This window comes from Dysgonomonas mossii, assembly GCF_004569505.1.
Lineage (GTDB): Bacteria > Bacteroidota > Bacteroidia > Bacteroidales > Dysgonomonadaceae > Dysgonomonas.
In genome coordinates this window covers 115,740-132,826 of sequence record NZ_SPPK01000007.1, presented here as the reverse complement: position 1 = coordinate 132,826, position 17,087 = coordinate 115,740, and the positions used below count along the sequence as shown (strand labels likewise).

Annotated in this window: 17 protein-coding genes and 1 rRNA gene; 15 read left to right on the top strand and 3 right to left on the bottom strand. The window is 36.6% G+C overall.

What is annotated here, in order from left to right:
* Positions 1-12: 12 nt before the first annotated feature.
* Positions 13-123 (top strand): 5S ribosomal RNA (rrf, locus tag E4T88_RS16475).
* Positions 124-276: 153 nt separating this feature from the next.
* On the opposite strand, the gene E4T88_RS16470 is transcribed toward rrf, so the two are convergent.
* Positions 277-1,683 (bottom strand): prealbumin-like fold domain-containing protein, encoded by a 1,407-nt coding sequence (locus E4T88_RS16470; protein ID WP_135107364.1) that lies wholly within the window; start codon positions 1,681-1,683, stop codon positions 277-279.
* A 261-nt stretch (positions 1,684-1,944) separates the two neighbouring features.
* Here E4T88_RS16470 and E4T88_RS16465 point away from each other — a divergent pair, with 261 nt between their 5' ends.
* Positions 1,945-2,703, top strand: coding sequence for a glycosyltransferase family 2 protein (locus E4T88_RS16465; protein ID WP_135107362.1), 759 nt, complete (start codon positions 1,945-1,947; stop codon positions 2,701-2,703).
* 80 nt (positions 2,704-2,783) lie between these two features.
* Here E4T88_RS16465 and E4T88_RS16460 read toward each other — a convergent pair whose 3' ends face one another.
* Positions 2,784-4,322 (bottom strand): CotH kinase family protein, encoded by a 1,539-nt coding sequence (locus E4T88_RS16460; RefSeq protein WP_135107361.1) that lies wholly within the window; start codon positions 4,320-4,322, stop codon positions 2,784-2,786.
* Positions 4,323-4,575: 253 nt separating this feature from the next.
* Between E4T88_RS16460 and gyrB the strand changes: the two genes are divergently transcribed.
* The 6 genes from gyrB (at position 4,576) to E4T88_RS16435 (ending at position 10,307) form a co-directional block, all read left to right on the top strand.
* Positions 4,576-6,531: a DNA topoisomerase (ATP-hydrolyzing) subunit B gene (gene gyrB, locus E4T88_RS16455; protein WP_135107359.1), complete on the top strand. Its 1,956-nt coding sequence runs from the start codon at positions 4,576-4,578 to the stop codon at positions 6,529-6,531.
* Between the two features lie 357 nt (positions 6,532-6,888).
* Positions 6,889-7,935: an EFR1 family ferrodoxin gene (locus E4T88_RS16450; RefSeq protein WP_135107357.1), complete on the top strand. Its 1,047-nt coding sequence runs from the start codon at positions 6,889-6,891 to the stop codon at positions 7,933-7,935.
* A gap of 74 nt (positions 7,936-8,009) precedes the next feature.
* On the top strand, positions 8,010-8,198 hold the full coding sequence (locus E4T88_RS18335; protein ID WP_228093988.1) for a transposase: 189 nt from the start codon (positions 8,010-8,012) through the stop codon (positions 8,196-8,198).
* Between the two features lie 266 nt (positions 8,199-8,464).
* Positions 8,465-8,686, top strand: a complete 222-nt coding sequence (locus E4T88_RS18330) for a hypothetical protein (RefSeq protein WP_228093987.1) — start codon at positions 8,465-8,467, stop codon at positions 8,684-8,686.
* Between the two features lie 171 nt (positions 8,687-8,857).
* Positions 8,858-9,853, top strand: a complete 996-nt coding sequence (locus E4T88_RS16440) for a M28 family peptidase (RefSeq protein ID WP_135107355.1) — start codon at positions 8,858-8,860, stop codon at positions 9,851-9,853.
* Between the two features lie 13 nt (positions 9,854-9,866).
* On the top strand, positions 9,867-10,307 hold the full coding sequence (locus E4T88_RS16435; RefSeq protein WP_006844157.1) for a SufE family protein: 441 nt from the start codon (positions 9,867-9,869) through the stop codon (positions 10,305-10,307).
* A 12-nt stretch (positions 10,308-10,319) separates the two neighbouring features.
* Here the strand turns inward: E4T88_RS16435 and E4T88_RS16430 are convergent, their stop codons facing one another.
* Positions 10,320-10,961, bottom strand: coding sequence for a thiamine diphosphokinase (locus tag E4T88_RS16430; RefSeq protein ID WP_135107353.1), 642 nt, complete (start codon positions 10,959-10,961; stop codon positions 10,320-10,322).
* Positions 10,962-11,181: 220 nt separating this feature from the next.
* Here E4T88_RS16430 and nspC point away from each other — a divergent pair, with 220 nt between their 5' ends.
* The 7 genes from nspC (at position 11,182) to bamK (ending at position 17,084) form a co-directional block, all read left to right on the top strand.
* Positions 11,182-12,324, top strand: coding sequence for a carboxynorspermidine decarboxylase (nspC, locus tag E4T88_RS16425; RefSeq protein WP_135107351.1), 1,143 nt, complete (start codon positions 11,182-11,184; stop codon positions 12,322-12,324).
* An 83-nt stretch (positions 12,325-12,407) separates the two neighbouring features.
* Positions 12,408-12,569, top strand: coding sequence for a hypothetical protein (locus tag E4T88_RS18030; RefSeq protein ID WP_006844154.1), 162 nt, complete (start codon positions 12,408-12,410; stop codon positions 12,567-12,569).
* A gap of 135 nt (positions 12,570-12,704) precedes the next feature.
* On the top strand, positions 12,705-13,355 hold the full coding sequence (gene rpe, locus E4T88_RS16420; protein WP_135107349.1) for a ribulose-phosphate 3-epimerase: 651 nt from the start codon (positions 12,705-12,707) through the stop codon (positions 13,353-13,355).
* Positions 13,356-13,390: 35 nt separating this feature from the next.
* Positions 13,391-14,914, top strand: coding sequence for a ComEC/Rec2 family competence protein (locus E4T88_RS16415; RefSeq protein WP_228093986.1), 1,524 nt, complete (start codon positions 13,391-13,393; stop codon positions 14,912-14,914).
* Positions 14,848-15,363, top strand: coding sequence for a hypothetical protein (locus E4T88_RS18325; RefSeq protein ID WP_228093989.1), 516 nt, complete (start codon positions 14,848-14,850; stop codon positions 15,361-15,363). The genes E4T88_RS16415 and E4T88_RS18325 overlap by 67 nt, the downstream gene beginning before the upstream one ends.
* 45 nt (positions 15,364-15,408) lie before the next feature.
* Positions 15,409-16,455, top strand: coding sequence for a DHH family phosphoesterase (locus tag E4T88_RS16410; protein WP_135107348.1), 1,047 nt, complete (start codon positions 15,409-15,411; stop codon positions 16,453-16,455).
* Between the two features lie 11 nt (positions 16,456-16,466).
* The gene (bamK, locus tag E4T88_RS16405; protein ID WP_135107346.1) at positions 16,467-17,084 is read left to right on the top strand and encodes a BamK family beta-barrel-assembly machinery protein; all 618 of its coding nucleotides are present in this window, start codon (positions 16,467-16,469) and stop codon (positions 17,082-17,084) included.
* The last annotated feature ends 3 nt before the right edge of the window (positions 17,085-17,087 follow it).

Genomic DNA, 17,087 nt, shown 5'->3' with positions numbered 1-17,087 from the left:
CCGTAACGATATTCAGGTGGTTATAACACCGGGGCTCCACCTCTTCCCATTCCGAACAGAGAAGTTAAGCCCGGTCGTGCCGATGGTACTGCGTAAAAGTGGGAGAGTAGGTTACCGCCGTTTTAAACGCAAAGTCCGTATACATCTAATTGTATGCGGACTTTTGCTATTGATACAATCCAAGCATACAAAGGATAAACAGCATAAGAAAGGAGAGCTATAATAGACTCTCCTTTTAGGTTTACAAAAGATAATATGATGTATACAATATGTCTTTTACAAAATCACATCCAGATTGTTACGGCTTTCGTAAATATAATTGTCTTGAACACTTTTTGCGTAGTTGATAATATCAGATACCGTTAATTTGGTATTAGGATCGTTCAATATATATTGTACATAAAATCCACGAGTATAACCGTGAGGTAATTCTATATATCCTTCCGGAGGCGAGTCTTTAAGCCCTAATTTTTTTATGTCTGTTTTGTCCTTATTGATATACAATTTATATCCTAGCTCTATATCTGTTAATGGCCTGCACCAACGTACATTGAGATAGTGATATGATTCATACTCTTTGCTAGTTATATAATCATGTATGCCTACATACCCAAGAGTATTATTTGTGTTTTGTACAGATAAATACACAGTATAGAATAGATGATAGATATCACCTCTTAGACCATCATCATAACAGCCGCCATTAGGCCCCAAACCATTACACCATCTACCATTTCCATTTAGACGGGCTCCTCCGGGCATCATATTGAAACCATATATATTTGTTGATTTTTCGAACCAATAAACTTTATATGGGCTATTATTTCCTTGATAGATATTAAAGGCTAATGGATTCTCTCCATTCATGCTACTTAATGCGAAGCGTACATCTCTTTCGTTAAGATTTGTATGAGTAGCATCATGCGATGTGTTGAATGGCGACATAGCAAATAATTGCCTGTAATCGGCAGGGAAAGGTAATCTCCAACCTTCAATCTTATTGCCATTCTCGTCAGCCATAAAGCAGTACTTATTCATATATTCTATACTCGGATAGCTGTAATATCTTCCATAGTATTTTTCAAAATTGGTTATATTCGATAATTGATAATATTGGGGATCGATGCGCACACGTTCAAGATATCTATTTAAGATATTTTGAGTGATAGGTACGTCATTTTCGAAGCCATTACCTTTTTTTATTGTATGAGTAAAATTCCTATCGATCCAGTAATATTCTCCAATACGCACAGCATTATATTCCCCTAAGTTTATAAGCCCTTGATAATTTATGAATTGCAAGGTCTGCTCTTCCGGTATTTCTTTCAATTTGGAATCTATATACGAGAATGTAGCTTCGATACAAGAGTACTTTAGAATAATTTCTATTCGTTTTTGGCTGGCATCATAGTTATCGGGAGAACTTATTTCTTCTATCACATATTTCCCTATAGCTAGATTTGTGATATTCATTGTTCCGGATGTAAGCGTATATGTGCCTACAACTTGATTATTAACATTTAGAATCTGATATTGTCCACCACTTATGAGTGATTTGTTATTGATATTTTTAGCAGATATTGTAAGGCAAGTACCTGTTTCATTTTGGTTCTCATTGCATGCTTTGGATATCAGGGCAATGAAGAGTAGTATACTGGTGTATACAAATAATTTGTTTTTCATTATTCATGTTTTAGCAAGTTTGCTAATTCTATTGAAACTTAAAATATAAATAGAGCATTTATTATCCACATGATGTATACAAACATATTCTTATTGTATACTTAAAACGTCTCGATGACACAATTGTTTTTTTTGTAATGTTAAAAGAATAGGGGCTAAAGATTTTTTAAGAATTTCAAATTCTCTTTTTATATATAGAAAAATGAATGCACTTATAAAAAATGTATCTTTGCCCGTAGATTTAAATAAAATAATTTAGATATGCCAAGAATATCTATAATAACACCAACATACAATTCTGAAAATACATTACAAGGAACAATTGAAGCCTTGTTAAGACAGACCTTCTTTGACTTTGAATATATTATCATCGATGCGGTATCGAAAGACCAAACTCTGTATAAAATAGAGAGTTATATCCCTGCCTTCGAAAAGAAAGGAGTTACTGTACGCATAGTTAGTGAACCCGACAAAGGTGTTTATGATGCCATGAATAAAGGAATATCTCTTGCTAGCGGAAAGTTGATCGGGATAACCAACTCTGATGATTGGTATGAGGATAATACCCTCGAAGTTATGTGGAATAAGTTTTCTGACGGAGTGGTAGATCAGAGCAATTCTATGATATACGGTATAGAGCGCGTGTGGAAAGACGATAAGATTTTTAATGTACAACGCCGTGGAGCTTCGTTTATATCGGAGAGTGTACTGCCTCACTCTACATTTTTTGTCTCTAAAGAGGTTTACAATAAATACGGAGCATTTGATCTTTCTATAAAGGTCTTGGCTGATTATGACTTTATTTGTAGATGTGTAAGTAAAGGTGTAAAGCTCGAAGAAGTGGATGTTGTGATCTCTAATTTCAGATTAGGAGGTATATCTTCTTCTTATTTTGATTTTTATTCCGATTATTATATGATACAGCATAAATATGCCTTTATTTCAGATAAAAAATACAAGGAATATAAGTGCATCCTTAGTTTGAAGAAAATCATAAACAGGTTTATCAGAAAATGGTAGATACGTACCAGTCAATACTTAATAAAAAAGAGAAAAGGGACTCCCTCTTCTCTTTTTTAGTTTATAATATGCCGTATTAATTACTTTAACTGTGGATCCATCCAACTTAATCTGTTTTTTATCCATGTTTTAAGATAATTGACTTCACCTTGATAACTTCCAGTCACAATAGGGTTAGGCCAGACTTGCTTATCCAGTATTAACCATTTCTGAAAATTATAATGTTGAGATACATTTATTTTTTCAGCCATGTTATCAATGAACGTATTTATATTTGCGTCACTTAATTCATTTCCGCGTAATTCGTTCCATCTGTCTTTTACCATATTTTCAAATTCGGGATGAGAGAAAAATTGTTGATACCAAGGAGCTCTTGCTCGTGCATGCCATCCTGATACCATATCGCAATTGTCGTAATTTACATTCCCGAAAGCAATATCATAGTCCCATACCGGCCCGAAATATAACTTGTCGTCGCCTCTGTTTTTATAAACAAATGTACTTAGGCGGAGGTTGCCATCAACGTTTTTGGATAATTCGTTTAATAATACATAATCAATGAATGATTTCATATCCAAATACTTCGGTAATTCTTCTACAGGGTTTATATCATTTTTTCCGTATATGATATTTTCTATATTTTGGATATAGTTTGATATATATTCTTTTTGATTAGCGGGCATGTCTTCCGGTGTGTTTACACAGAATATCATTTTTGCTTCTAGTGTTTCAAACCATACAGGTTCTCCTTTTCGCTCATCTATTTCGAGCAGATATCCTCCTGTAATATCTGTATCTGTTGCTTTCAATTCGGGGATATTGACCCTGTTTTTGTCTACGCGTATATGTTCTCCAAGCATGTAATTTCCAATATATTCTCCATTAAGCACAACATCCACATACTGCATGCGTGGAGTCCAAGCAAATCCCATACGGCGGCTGATTTCGAACGCCAGCTCGTTTCGCATCAATGTCTTATCCGAGTAATTGGCAAGCAACACCCAATGTTTGTTTTTAGGCATGCCCAATACTTGTGCCGATTCTTTTAGTTTCAGTTTGTAAGGTTTCTTTTCCATTCCCCACGTACTGTTCCCACGACCTTTTATTTCGGTGTCAGCTTCCATTAGCTTCTCTTTTATAACCCCTTTATTATCCCTTGATTCTATCTTTATGGTTGCGTCCATATAGTCATCCTTCGATATAATTGGTGTGCCGTTTTTAGTATTGATAGTCAGTAGCGGGAAATAGTACCCTTCGAGAGGTGCCGGCGGGGCAGCTTCTTGTTGTATGCTTACTTTTTGTATTTTTGTTTTGGTTTTTATAACCAACTGTGTTGTAAGCTTAACCTCTTGCGTGTTTTCTTTGGCTTCTACAGTAATCGTTACATCTCCCTCTCCCGACAAGGGGCTCACAGTGCACCATGAGGGAATATTCTTATCAATTTCCCATTTGTTATTTGACTTGATCGTAAAACTTTGTTTTTCAGCCGATATTTTAAAAAATAATTGACTTTTTGATACACTGAGCGTCTCTTCTATTTCATTGTCTTTATCAGAGCAACTTGTTATAGAAAAGAAGATACTTAAAATAAAAAATAAAAATGCGAATTGTTTTTTCATTGTATTTGGTTAAATTTATTCATTGGACATATCGATGGATACAAAGAAAACAAAAGCAATCAGAATTTTATTGATTTTTGCATGTTTTTATATAAATAAAACTGTTAATTTTTTGATTCTGTTCTTTATTTATAAGCAAGCAAAACGATGGCTTCTATTCTTGCTTATGTGGATAAAAATCTGTATATTTGTTAGATTTTTCAAACGCAAAACCTCAGGCGATTATTCGCCTATTTAATAGCAAAATATAAATATGACTGAGAACCAAAAAATTGCAAGCGAATCTTATTCCGCACAAAATATTCAAGTGCTGGAAGGCCTTGAAGCTGTAAGGAAAAGACCCGCGATGTATATCGGTGATATAAGCGAAAAAGGATTACACCATCTTGTGTATGAAGTTGTAGACAACTCTATTGACGAGGCATTGGCCGGATATTGTGATGATATCAAAGTCACTATACACGAGGATAATTCGATAACAGTACAAGACAATGGTCGTGGTATCCCGGTGGATATAATGGCTAAAGAGAAAAAATCCGCTCTTGAAGTCGTTCTTACAGTCTTGCATGCCGGAGGTAAATTCGACAAAGGAACTTACAAAGTTTCGGGAGGTCTTCACGGTGTGGGGGTGTCGTGTGTCAACGCATTGTCTACATACCTAAAAGCCGAAGTACACAAACAAGGGAATGTATATGTACAGGAATATTCTTGTGGAAAACCCCTGACTGGTGTAGAAAAAATAGGAACTACAGATCATACAGGTACAATTATAACATTCAAACCGGATGATTCTATATTTGTAGTAACAGAGTACAAATATGATACATTGGCGTCACGTCTTCGCGAACTGGCTTTTCTTAATGCCGGAGTTCGTCTATCGTTGGTCGATCATCGTCAGGTAAAACAAGATGGAACATTCAAGACAGATACTTTCTTCTCTGAAAAAGGGCTGGAAGAATTTGTACGATATATAGATGCGTCTAAAGAAGCATTAATAGAAGATGTAATACACATTGTTACCGAAAAACAAGGAGTACCTGTAGAAGTGGCGATGACATATAATACATCTTATAATGAGAATGTATATTCGTATGTAAATAATATACACACAATAGAAGGTGGTACACATCTTACCGGATTTCGCCGTGGGTTGTCTCGTACGCTGAAGAAGTATGCTGATGACTCGAAGATGCTTGAGAAAGTGAAAGTGGAAATTAATGGTGATGACTTCCGTGAAGGACTTACTGCTGTTGTTTCTATCAAAGTTGCTGAGCCTCAGTTTGAAGGACAGACAAAGACTAAGCTTGGTAACAACGAGGTTATTGGAGCTGTTGATCAGGCTGTGGGAGAGGCTTTAGGTATTTATCTTGAAGAGCATCCGAAAGAAGCAAAAATCATTGTAGAAAAAGTTATTCTTGCAGCAACGGCACGTGCAGCGGCTCGCAAAGCTCGTGAGTTGGTACAACGTAAATCTCCGCTTACAGGTGGTGGTTTACCGGGAAAACTGGCTGACTGTTCGAGTAAAGATGCTTCGATATGTGAGATTTTCCTTGTCGAAGGAGACTCTGCGGGTGGTACAGCAAAACAAGGTCGTGACCGTGGGTTCCAAGCAATTCTTCCTCTTAGGGGTAAGATTCTGAATGTGGAGAAAGCGATGCCTCACAAAGTTCTCGAAAGTGATGAGATAAAAAATATATATACAGCACTAGGAGTAACGATAGGAACGGAAGAAGACTCTAAAGAGTTGAACCTCCAAAAGCTTCGTTATCAAAAAGTGGTGATCATGACCGATGCCGATGTGGACGGAAGCCACATTGCAACGCTGATTCTTACTTTCTTCTTCCGCCATATGAAAGCACTGTTGGAGAAAGGGTATATCTATATTGCAACGCCTCCGCTTTATCTTTGCCGCAAGGGTAAAAATGAAGAGTATTGCTGGGACGATCGCCAACGCCGTGCGTTTATAGAGAAATATGCCGATGGTGACGAAAATGCTATTCACACACAGCGATATAAAGGTCTTGGAGAAATGAATGCCGAGCAGCTTTGGGATACTACCATGAATCCTGAGCATCGTACATTGCGTCAGGTGACGATTGAAAATGCTGCTGAAGCCGATCATGTTTTCTCTATGCTGATGGGTGAAGACGTAGCTCCACGTCGTGAGTTTATCGAAGAAAATGCAACTTATGCTAAGATTGATGCATAAGTAGGATATTACAAAATAGAAAAAGCCGCAATTGATTCAAATTGCGGCTTTTTTGTGTATAATTGCTTCGTTCTTTCGGATCTTCGTTCTTTCGGATTTGCAATCCGAAAATATTTATTGTAGGATTTAAAATCCTTTGATACAAAAGCTTTCGGATTGCAAATCCGAAAAGACCATGGGACTAAATATCGTTTCCCTTGCAGAGTTTAAGAGCTCTGTTATTAGTAAATAAGACAATCTCATTTAGGGTATTGTCATAAGTAGTCACCTTATTTTTTTTATTGATTTATATCGAAAAATGAAGCGAAAATTATTTTTGTAACTATCTTTGAATTATAATCTTATCTGATATGCTGAATGCTTGTATATAAAAAAATAAGGATTTATTATTTTTCGGGAACAGGGAATGCGAAAAGGATTTCCTATTGGATTCGAGAATTTGCTGCCGAAAAGAATATAATATGCAATTTAGAGAATATCGATACAGCAAAACACAACAGTATTGACATAGATCCTGGCACTTTGGTAATTATTATTTCACCAATACATGGATTCAACTATCCCCCAATAACTCTCGACTTTATTCGCCGATTTCCAAAAGGCTCTAACGATATTATACTAATGAATACAAGAGCCGGACTAAAGATTGGAAAAACGGTAACACCGGGTTTGACTGGAATCGCATTTTTTGTATCAACAATAATGCTAAAAATGAAAGGGTATAAGATTAAAGGACAAATACCTTTCGATATGCCGTCTAATTGGATGTCGATTCATCCGGCATTAAATAAGAATGCTGTGGCATTTTTGCATGAAGCTAATTTTTATAAAGTAAAGAAATATTGTGACAGGATATTTGAAGGAAATTCTGTTTTTGTATCATACAGGGATATTGTTCAAGATATACTGATATCCCCTATATCTTTAGGATATTATATTGCAGGGCGTTTTGCCTTTGCAAAATCATTCTATGCTTCAACAGCTTGTGATGGATGCCAGCTCTGTGTGAAACAATGTCCTGTAAAAGCAATCAAAATATTAAACAAGCGTCCTTTTTGGCTCTTGAAGTGTGAAAGTTGTATGCGATGTATGTCTCTTTGTCCTAAAAGAGCAATAGAAAGTGCTCACGGACTCTTTGTTATTATAAGTATATTCTATTCTACACTTGCAACTTATCTGTTAAACAAATTATCTTCCGATTTTTTGCATTATCCTTTTGTCGAAAAAGTCTTTTCTTTTATCGTCTTTTTTATTCTTCTTATTTTTTTCTATCGGATTCAACATCTTTTTCTTTTGAATAAATACACCGGACGGCTAATTTCATTTTTCTCTCTTACTCATTATAAATTCTGGGGAAGATACAGATCTATTGCTGATGCTATATGGAAGCAAAAGAAAAATTGAAAAGATATCCATCTAAAACATATTTATCACTTTCCTAAATAATTATCTATTATAAACAACTTATTATAATAGATATGGCAAAGTACACAGAAAAACTAGTAGAGAAGATTGTTAGACTGATAGAAGCAGATACTTATTCTATCTCGGAGATATGCAGCATATTAAAAATCAGCAGAAAGTCTTTTTATGAATGGAAAGATACAAAGCCCGAATTCAGAGAAGCAATAGAAAAAGCGATAGACCGTCGTGATGATAACTACTGATACTGGCTCGTAAGTCTCTAAAAAGGAAGCTGGAAGGTTATACCCTTACAGAGACAAAGACGATATACGTTCCCGATAAAAATAATCCTGATGAGCTGGTCTTAAAATCGCAGATCGTAAAACAAAAAGAATATGCCCCTGATACCCATGCGATAAAACTTACACTTTCTCGTCAAGATAGTAAAGCCAATAAAGAAGAGGAGAACTCCCAGTCTGCTTTAACCATTATTGTTCGTGATCCGAAAACAGCGGAGAATCTAAATCTGTTGCGTGAGAATTTAAGGAAAGGAAGCACCCCAAAAAAAGGCAAAGATTTACATCCGCAAAAAGACGGTATATCTTCCAAGCCACAAGATATAGCAGATTGTTCTACAGTAGAGAGTGATGAAGCAAGTAATGAAAACTCGGAAGTTGAGCTCAAACCGAAATTCGTTAAGGTTGAGAGGAGTGGCGAAGTCTTACCTCCCGGATATCTTTACAGAGGGTGACAATATATAAACAGTATGATATGTGTTACTTTTGTCACTTTTCGGAGTTAGACGCCTTGCTTGTTTTAGTGTAGTGAAGGTACTAATCGAAAAAACTCTTAAATGAAACCTCTACCTCACAACAAATCTCTATATTTGTAGATTGTATTCTGTAAAATAAACTAGTATAAGATGGCAATTAAGAACATATACATTACATGCATGTCTTTGATTTTTATAGCATGCTCTTGTGGTAAAACAACTCAAAATGCGAATACGATGGCTGACTCGTATCAGAAAGTATCGCCGGACTTCAACGCCGATAGTGCATACGCTTATTTAGACAGACAAGTTGCATTCGGATACCGTGTGCCGAACACTAAAGAACACGTTGCTTGCGGCGATTATCTGGTAGCCGAAATGAAACGTTTCGGAGCACAAGTTCAGGAACAGAAGATGGTTGTAACGGCATACGATGGCACAAAGCTTAATGCCCGCAATATAATAGCCTCTTATGGCTTAGATAAGAAAAACAGGGTGCTACTTTTTGCTCATTGGGACACACGTCCCTACTCAGATCAGGATCCTGATCCGGCTAATCTAAAGAAACCGTTGCTGGGTGCTAATGACGGCGCCAGTGGAGTAGGAGTATTGATGGAGGTAGCAAGAGTACTTCAGTCGAAAGCTCCTGAGGTAGGAGTAGATATCATCTTTTTTGATGCAGAAGATTATGGTATTCCTGCTTTTGCGGAGAAATCTTTGATTAAAGGAGAAACATGGTGTTTAGGCTCTCAGTACTGGGCAAATAATCCGCATGTGCCAAACTATAAAGCTAAATTCGGGATATTATTGGATATGGTTGGAGCAGAAGGTGCAACCTTTTATAGAGAAGCAATATCCAAAGAATATGCAGAAGATATACTTGAAAAAGTATGGAGAACAGCCGGACTGCTTAGTTATGGCAAGTTCTTTATTGGTAAAGATGTGGGTGGAGTAACAGACGATCATGTTCCTGTAAATCAGATTCGCAAGATACCGAGTATCGATATTATCGATTACCGTCAGGATATGGATCATGGGTTCTTCCACTCATGGCATACACAAAAAGATGATATGCGTAATATCAGTAAAGAAACATTGAAGGCCGTAGGACAAACAGTGCTGGAGGTTGTATATAAGGAAAAATAAACAGAGGGAATAAATGGCTACAATAAACGAAGTTCAAGACGAGATTATAGAAGAATTTTCGATGTTTGACGATTGGATGGATCGTTACGCATTATTGATAGAATTGGGAAATTCACTGGATAAATTAGACGATAAGAATAAGACAGAAGACAATCTTATTGTTGGTTGCCAAAGCCGTGTATGGCTACAGGCAGATTACATCGACGGTAAAATAGTGCTTAAAGCGGAGAGCGATGCCGTAATCGTAAAAGGCATTATTGCTCTACTGATAAAGGTGTTGTCGAACCGTACGCCGGATGAAATTATAAATACCGATCTTTACTTTATAGAGAAGATTGGGCTGAAAGAAAACCTTTCGCCTACACGCTCCAACGGGCTTGTGTCTATGATAAAGCAAATCCGTTTTTATGCGATGGCATATAAGGCGAAGGAAATCGGTGAGGTAGGAGCTTAACGCTTGGGGATGTCAAAAAGCCCTGTAAACGATCATACGTCCGTTTATTTCTATCGTAAACTCATCGCTTGTAGACTCGTTCAGGGTAGCTTGCCACCAGTTGGTAAATATCCGTTTTTCGATAGCATACAAAAGATTGTGTGATGTTACAATGCTCTGATCTATGCAGAACAAAGAGACTTGCTGCCCTTTATAGCTTTCGAAAATAGAGGTGGAGCCTATTCCGTTAAATACACCGTAGTTGGTAATCATTTCCACGTCGGCATCATTCATATACTCGCATAGCAGGCTTATATTGGCAATGGTATGATCTTCCCGTTTGCCTGTTGCGCCGAGTATCGTCAACTCTTTTCTTCCTTGTTTCAAGCAGAATCGTACGGCTTTTGTAAGGTCGTTGGTCTCCTGTTCGGGTATTCTATGTATAATATCTGCAAACCGTATTTGGTTCTCTTCCGAGAGTGAATCGCAATCTCCAACTATTGCATCGGGTAATCTGCTTGTGTTTGTCAGATTATTCGTTGCCCCGTCGCAACATACAAGGTACTTGCAGTTGTTGAGTATCGATAAAGCTAAAGGATTGGAAGGGAAATTGCCATTTGCCAATATGACAGTATCTGTCCGGCGGTTTATATCGGGGAGGTTGTATTTTTTCATTCTGAAATTATCATATAATAAGAGGGGGTAAAATTAGTAAATAGTTTAGTATTAAGTTTTATTGATGTGAAGAAAGTAAAATAAAAGCTGATCTGTTTTATAGGGAAGATTAATCATAGTAAAGAAAGAGGTTAATTTTTTATACTAAATTATTTAAACATCGAGAATAAAATCACGACCTTTGCAACTTGTAATTTTTTTGACGAAAAAATCAATAAAAATGATAGAAATAAATAAAGTACCGTCACCTTGCTTTGTGATGGAAGAAGAATTGCTTAGAAACAATCTCAGTCTTATCAAATCGGTAAAAGATAGGGCAGGAGTGAATATTATATTAGCTTTCAAGGCGTTTGCAATGTGGAAATCGTTCCCTATTATAAGAGAATACATTCCATGTTCTACAGCAAGTTCTGTGTATGAAGCGCAATTGGCGTATGAAGAAATGGGAAGCTTGGCGCATACTTTTTCTCCTGCATATACACCCGAAAATTTTCCTCTTTTCATGCGTTATAGCAGTCATATTACGTTCAACTCTTTATCGCAGTTCGATCGGTTTTATCCTGAAACGTTGAAGCATTCTCATAAAATATCTTGCGGTTTACGTATCAATCCCGAATATTCTACAGTAGAGACTGATTTATATAATCCGGCTACTCCGGGTTCACGTCTCGGTATCTCTTTGGATCAGTTGGGTGACAAGTTACCCGAAGGTGTAGAAGGACTGCATTTTCATACATTGTGCGAATCATCGTCATACGACTTAGAGAAAACCCTGGAAGTGATTGAGCAGAAGTTTGGGCATTTATTGTCGCAGGTGAAGTGGTTTAATATGGGAGGCGGACACCTTATGACTCGAAAAGATTATGACGTGGAACATCTCATCGGCTTACTCAAATCTTTTAAATCGAAGTATCCCAATCTTGAGATTATCATGGAGCCGGGAAGTGCTTTTGCTTGGCAAACAGGAGTTCTGGTTTCTACAGTGGTAGATATTGTAGAGAATAGGGGTATTAAGACAGCAATACTTGATGTGTCTTTTGCATGCCATATGCCCGATTGTTTGGAAATGCCTTATAAACCGCATATCAGAGGCGCATATCACGAACCGGTAGAAGGACTGCCAACTTATCGTATGGGAGGAAGTAGTTGCCTGAGTGGTGATTTTGTTGGAGAATGGTCTTTTGATGAACCTCTTCTTATAGGTGATAAGATTATATTCGAAGATATGATTCATTATACAATCGTGAAGACTACTATGTTTAATGGTATATCTCATCCGGCTATTGCTCTTTGGAATAAGTCTGACCAGTTGGAGATTTACAGGGAATTTAGTTACGAGGATTATAAAACTCGTATGAGCTAGAATGTTAAATATTAGATCATAAACAATATAGGTTTAAGGATGGCGTTTCATAGATAGAACTAACTTATTTAAGGAAATTGCCTATGAAAAAAAACTATACTCATAAGCTGTGCAAAAGTGTTGATAATGAAGGGGAGGTTGTCGCACCTGCCAAAAGTACGCTGGACTTTCTGAAACAGTTTGCACGAACATATTATGCTGAGAAATCTTTGCCAAGATCACTAAATGAGTTTTGTGTGAATTGATAAATCTCTCAGAAAAGAATAAAGGGTATAGACATTTGATGTTTGTACCTTTTTTCTTTTTGTCACTTGTGCTCTTTTTCGTATTTTTGCTTTGAAGGATGATAACATCAAATTTATAACTTATAATTCAATAGTATGCACCATAAAATAGCTCCGTCATTATTGTCAGCTGATTTTCTTAATTTGCAAGCCGATATAGAAATGGTAAACAATAGTGAAGCCGATTGGTTTCATTGTGATGTAATGGACGGAACATTTGTTCCCAATATCTCGTTCGGTTTTCCGATAATTAAGCAGATCAGTAAAATGGCAAAGAAACCATTGGATGTACATCTGATGATTGTAAACCCCGATCAGTATATTCCTGTTGTAAAGGATGCAGGTGCATATCTGATGAATGTGCATTACGAGGCTTGTGTACACTTGCATCGAACTATTGCAGCAATACACGATGCGGGGATGAAAGCTGCCGTTACTTTAAATCCTCATACTCCTGTTAGTTTACTCGAAGATATACTTCAGGATTTGGATATGGTATTGCTTATGTCTGTTAATCCGGGCTTTGGTGGTCAGAAGTTTATAGAGCGCACACTCGATAAAGTGTCTTGTCTTAAAGATATGATTGTAAGACGAGGGTTACATACACTTATCGAAGTAGATGGAGGTGTAAATTTGGAAACGGGAAAACGCTTGGTCGATGCCGGAGCAGATGTTCTGGTTGCCGGGAATGCTGTATTTGCAGATGCCAACCCGACAGAAATGATTCATAAACTGAAAAGTCTGTAATAGACTTGATGTAGTATTTTAACAGGTGCTGTGGAATGAGAAATCCATTGTCGAAAATACCATTCCTTTTCCTCTTGCTCTCGCTGATTGTAGGTATTCTGTTTCAGTACTATTTTAAGAACGAATATATAAGCATAGTCTTTTTCCTGTCAGGAACTATGGCTATGCTTTTGTCATATCTTGTGCCAAAAGATCGGCGATTTTCTTTACGCTGGCTCTTTGGTTTGGGCGTAGTTTTAGCAACTGTCGGAATAGGAGCTTTCTCGACAGCGCATCGTCAGCACTTATCTGAATATACTTTTTCGGGGACAAGAAACCTTTATAGAGGTATTGTAACAGACTCTCCTCAAGAAAAAGCTAAGACTGTCGCATATAGGGTATTTTTGCCCGATGAAGATAAGCAGGTAGTCTGTTATTTTCAAAGAGATTCGTTGATCTCCGATCGATTGAATCCGGGGGATGAGTTCCTTTTTTATGGCGAGGTTCAGCCCTTCCGAAATATGGGTAATCCTGATGATTTTGATTATGTCAGGTATATGTATAATCAAAACTTTGTAGGTTCTGTTTATGTCTCATCAGATGCTTATAAAAGGACAGGTGAAGTCTCATCTAACTTTAAGTATCAAGCTTTACGTTGCAGGCAAGCTATTCTCGATTTCTATAAGGCTTTGAATCTGAAAGAGACAGAGTATGCTGTTCTGTCGGCGTTGACTCTTGGCTATCAGAACGAATTGAGTGATGATCTGAAACAAGGATTCAGGACGACAGGAACCGTACATGTTTTATCCGTGAGCGGATTACATGTTGGTATTATTTATGTAATGATGACTTTCCTGCTGGGCTTTGTTCATCGAAATTCAAAGTACTATTGGATAAAGCCAGTCCTTATAATTCTTTTATTATGGGGGTATGCTTTTATTACGGGTTTGCCTCCTTCGGTAGTTAGGGCAAGCGCAATGTTAAGTGTGTTTTGTGTATCGGAGATCGTTGGGCGAAAAAGCTTTTCTATTCACGCCTTGTTCATCGCCGCATTCTTTATGCTTTTAGTCAATCCTTTCTCTTTGTTTGATATTGGGCTGCAATTAAGTTTCATGTCCGTACTCTCCATCTTATATCTTCACCCAAAGATGTCGGGTCTGATTAAGATAGAGAATAAATACATAAGGTATATCTGGCAGATGTTTGCTCTTTCAGTTGTTGCACAGTTGGCTACGTTTCCTATTTGCCTTTACTATTTCGGAACGTTCCCTACATATTTCTTTATTGCCAATTTGATTATAGTCCCTGTCGTTTCTTTGATTATGTATGCTGCTGGAGGAATTGTCTTTGCAAAAATGCTGAGTTTTGTATTCTCTGATTTTAGTTATTACTTATACTATCTTCCGGTGAAACTTTTACAGGTATTAATTAGTTTTATGACCTACGTAATTCATTTGTTTGAACAATTACCCTTTGCTTTTTTGCAAAATGTAAAAGTTTCTTTTATCGACTTGTGGTTGATCTTTGCGATGATAATCGGGATATTGTTTTCCTTATATATAAGAAATCGAAGGCTTTAATTGTAGGCTTAACCGCCATATTGGTATTGCTTACGAGTCATATTCACAGCAAGGTCGTTGATAATACAGAAGTGATAACTGTTTATAATAGAAGTCAGGCTTCAGAGATAAAATGGAGTAAGTCTGGGGTTCAAACAGATATCCTACCGGGTGATACCACGAGTGGCTATATATACATTGGTTATCAAACAAACAATATGCTGATTTTGTCTTCTGATAACTGGAAAGAGCAGGCTACAGAAGAAAGATTTAAGGTTAACAATTTGGTGCTTACTCACAGTAACAGTTTCTCTTTATATTCTTTAACTCAGCTCTTTTGGATAGAAAATGTAGTTTTAGATGCTTCATTATCAAGATATACTAGGCGTCGACTAGCTAAAGAATGTCAAAAACTAAATATTACTTATCATGATGTAACTCAAAGTGGTGCATTTAGTTTGATTTTTTAGTACTTTTGTTGTTTGTATTTTAATTAGAATAAGGAGTTCTTGTAAATGATATCGAAAATAATAGCTAGTCAGAAGATAACAGCGGTAGAAGAGCTACTCGATCAACATGACAAAATTGTAATAGTTACCCATGTTTCTCCTGATGGAGATGCTATTGGATCTTCTCTTGGTTTGTACCATTATTTGAATGACTTGGGTAATGATGTAAATATTATAGTTCCTAATTCATTTCCTGATTTTTTGAAATGGATACCCGGAGCGAAGGATATTTTTGATTATGAAAAATATCCCGAATATGCTCAAAAGCTTATAGCAGAGGCTGAGCTTATCTTTTGTCTCGACTTTAATGTGCCAAAGCGGTCACACCATTTGGCTCCATTTATTGAGGCTGCTAAGGGAAAGAAAGTCTTGATAGATCATCACCCTGATCCAACAGAGTTCTGCGATGTGATGATTTCATACCCTGAAATATCATCTACTAGCGAGCTCGTGTTTCGTTTGATCTGCCGTATGGGCGATTTTGAAGTGATGAGTTATAATACTGCTACTGCTATTTATACCGGTATGATGACCGATACAGGAGCATTTACTTACAACTCCAATAATATTGAAATATATTATATCATAGGAGAATTACTGAAAAAAGGAATAAATAAAGATCAGATATATTCGAATGTATATCATAACTATACAGAAGATCGTTATCGCATGTTAGGATATACATTAAGTGAGAAAATGAAGGTTTATCCGGAATATAACTCAGCTCTCATTTGGCTGACGAATGAGGAACAAAGTCGATATAATGTAAAAAAAGGTGATACTGAAGGTTTTGCAAATTTGCCGTTGAATATAAAAGGAATTATTTTTTCAGTTTTTATTCGTGAAGACAATGATTTTATAAAAATTTCGTTTCGTTCACAAGGAGACTTTCCTAGCAATCAATTTGCTTCTAAATGTTTTAACGGTGGTGGTCACCTGAATGCAGCGGGAGGAGAGTTTTACGGAACAATGGATGAGGCTATTGCAATATTTGAAAAGGCCTTACCCGAATTTGGTGACTTATTGAAAAAGAATAATATACTTACTAAATAACATAAATATAGATGAAAAAAATCATTGGTGCTATATTTGCTTTTATCGGATTTGCGATCATATTTGTTGCATGTGGAAGCGAGACTTATGCCGATAAGTTAAAGAAAGAAGAGAAAACAATCAATCGCTTTATCGATACATCAGGTATAAAGGTGATTAATAAATATCCCGAAACCAGAGTTTTTAAAGATAAAGAATATTTTAAAGAACCTAATACAGGTATTTATATTCATGTAATTGATTCGGGCACAAAAGACAAGATTAAATCAGGAGATTACGTAACAATGCGTTTTTATGATACAAAAATGCTGCAAACAAATCCGGATACTTTAATTACGAATGACATTCAAGGGGTTACTGAATTTGCATATATGTACATGGATTATGGAAATACCAGTTCGTATCTCTTCAGTAATAGCAACTATATCTATAGTTTGTCTAGCGAGTATTATATGTATTATTTCCTTTCACCGGGATGTGCTTTGCCTTTAGATTATAATTTGGGAAATCAGGCACAGGTAAGTTTAATTGTTCCTTTTTCAAATGGATCTTATTATCAGCAATCAGGATCGTACGAGCCGATATATTTTGGACGTCTGAAATATACAATTGTACCTGATGCAAAATAAGTT

Bases quoted from the DNA above. Each gene is read 5' to 3' on its own strand.
- E4T88_RS16470 (WP_135107364.1), bottom strand. From the start codon at position 1,683: ATGAAAAACAAATTATTTGTATACACCAGTATACTACTCTTCATTGCC.
- E4T88_RS16465 (WP_135107362.1), top strand. From the start codon at position 1,945: ATGCCAAGAATATCTATAATAACACCAACATACAATTCTGAAAATACA.
- E4T88_RS16460 (WP_135107361.1), bottom strand. From the start codon at position 4,322: ATGAAAAAACAATTCGCATTTTTATTTTTTATTTTAAGTATCTTCTTT.
- gyrB (WP_135107359.1), top strand. From the start codon at position 4,576: ATGACTGAGAACCAAAAAATTGCAAGCGAATCTTATTCCGCACAAAAT.
- E4T88_RS16450 (WP_135107357.1), top strand. From the start codon at position 6,889: ATGCTTGTATATAAAAAAATAAGGATTTATTATTTTTCGGGAACAGGG.
- E4T88_RS18335 (WP_228093988.1), top strand. From the start codon at position 8,010: ATGGCAAAGTACACAGAAAAACTAGTAGAGAAGATTGTTAGACTGATA.
- E4T88_RS16440 (WP_135107355.1), top strand. From the start codon at position 8,858: ATGGCAATTAAGAACATATACATTACATGCATGTCTTTGATTTTTATA.
- E4T88_RS16435 (WP_006844157.1), top strand. From the start codon at position 9,867: ATGGCTACAATAAACGAAGTTCAAGACGAGATTATAGAAGAATTTTCG.
- E4T88_RS16430 (WP_135107353.1), bottom strand. From the start codon at position 10,961: ATGAAAAAATACAACCTCCCCGATATAAACCGCCGGACAGATACTGTC.
- nspC (WP_135107351.1), top strand. From the start codon at position 11,182: ATGATAGAAATAAATAAAGTACCGTCACCTTGCTTTGTGATGGAAGAA.
- E4T88_RS18030 (WP_006844154.1), top strand. From the start codon at position 12,408: ATGAAAAAAAACTATACTCATAAGCTGTGCAAAAGTGTTGATAATGAA.
- rpe (WP_135107349.1), top strand. From the start codon at position 12,705: ATGCACCATAAAATAGCTCCGTCATTATTGTCAGCTGATTTTCTTAAT.
- E4T88_RS16415 (WP_228093986.1), top strand. From the start codon at position 13,391: ATGAGAAATCCATTGTCGAAAATACCATTCCTTTTCCTCTTGCTCTCG.
- E4T88_RS16410 (WP_135107348.1), top strand. From the start codon at position 15,409: ATGATATCGAAAATAATAGCTAGTCAGAAGATAACAGCGGTAGAAGAG.
- bamK (WP_135107346.1), top strand. From the start codon at position 16,467: ATGAAAAAAATCATTGGTGCTATATTTGCTTTTATCGGATTTGCGATC.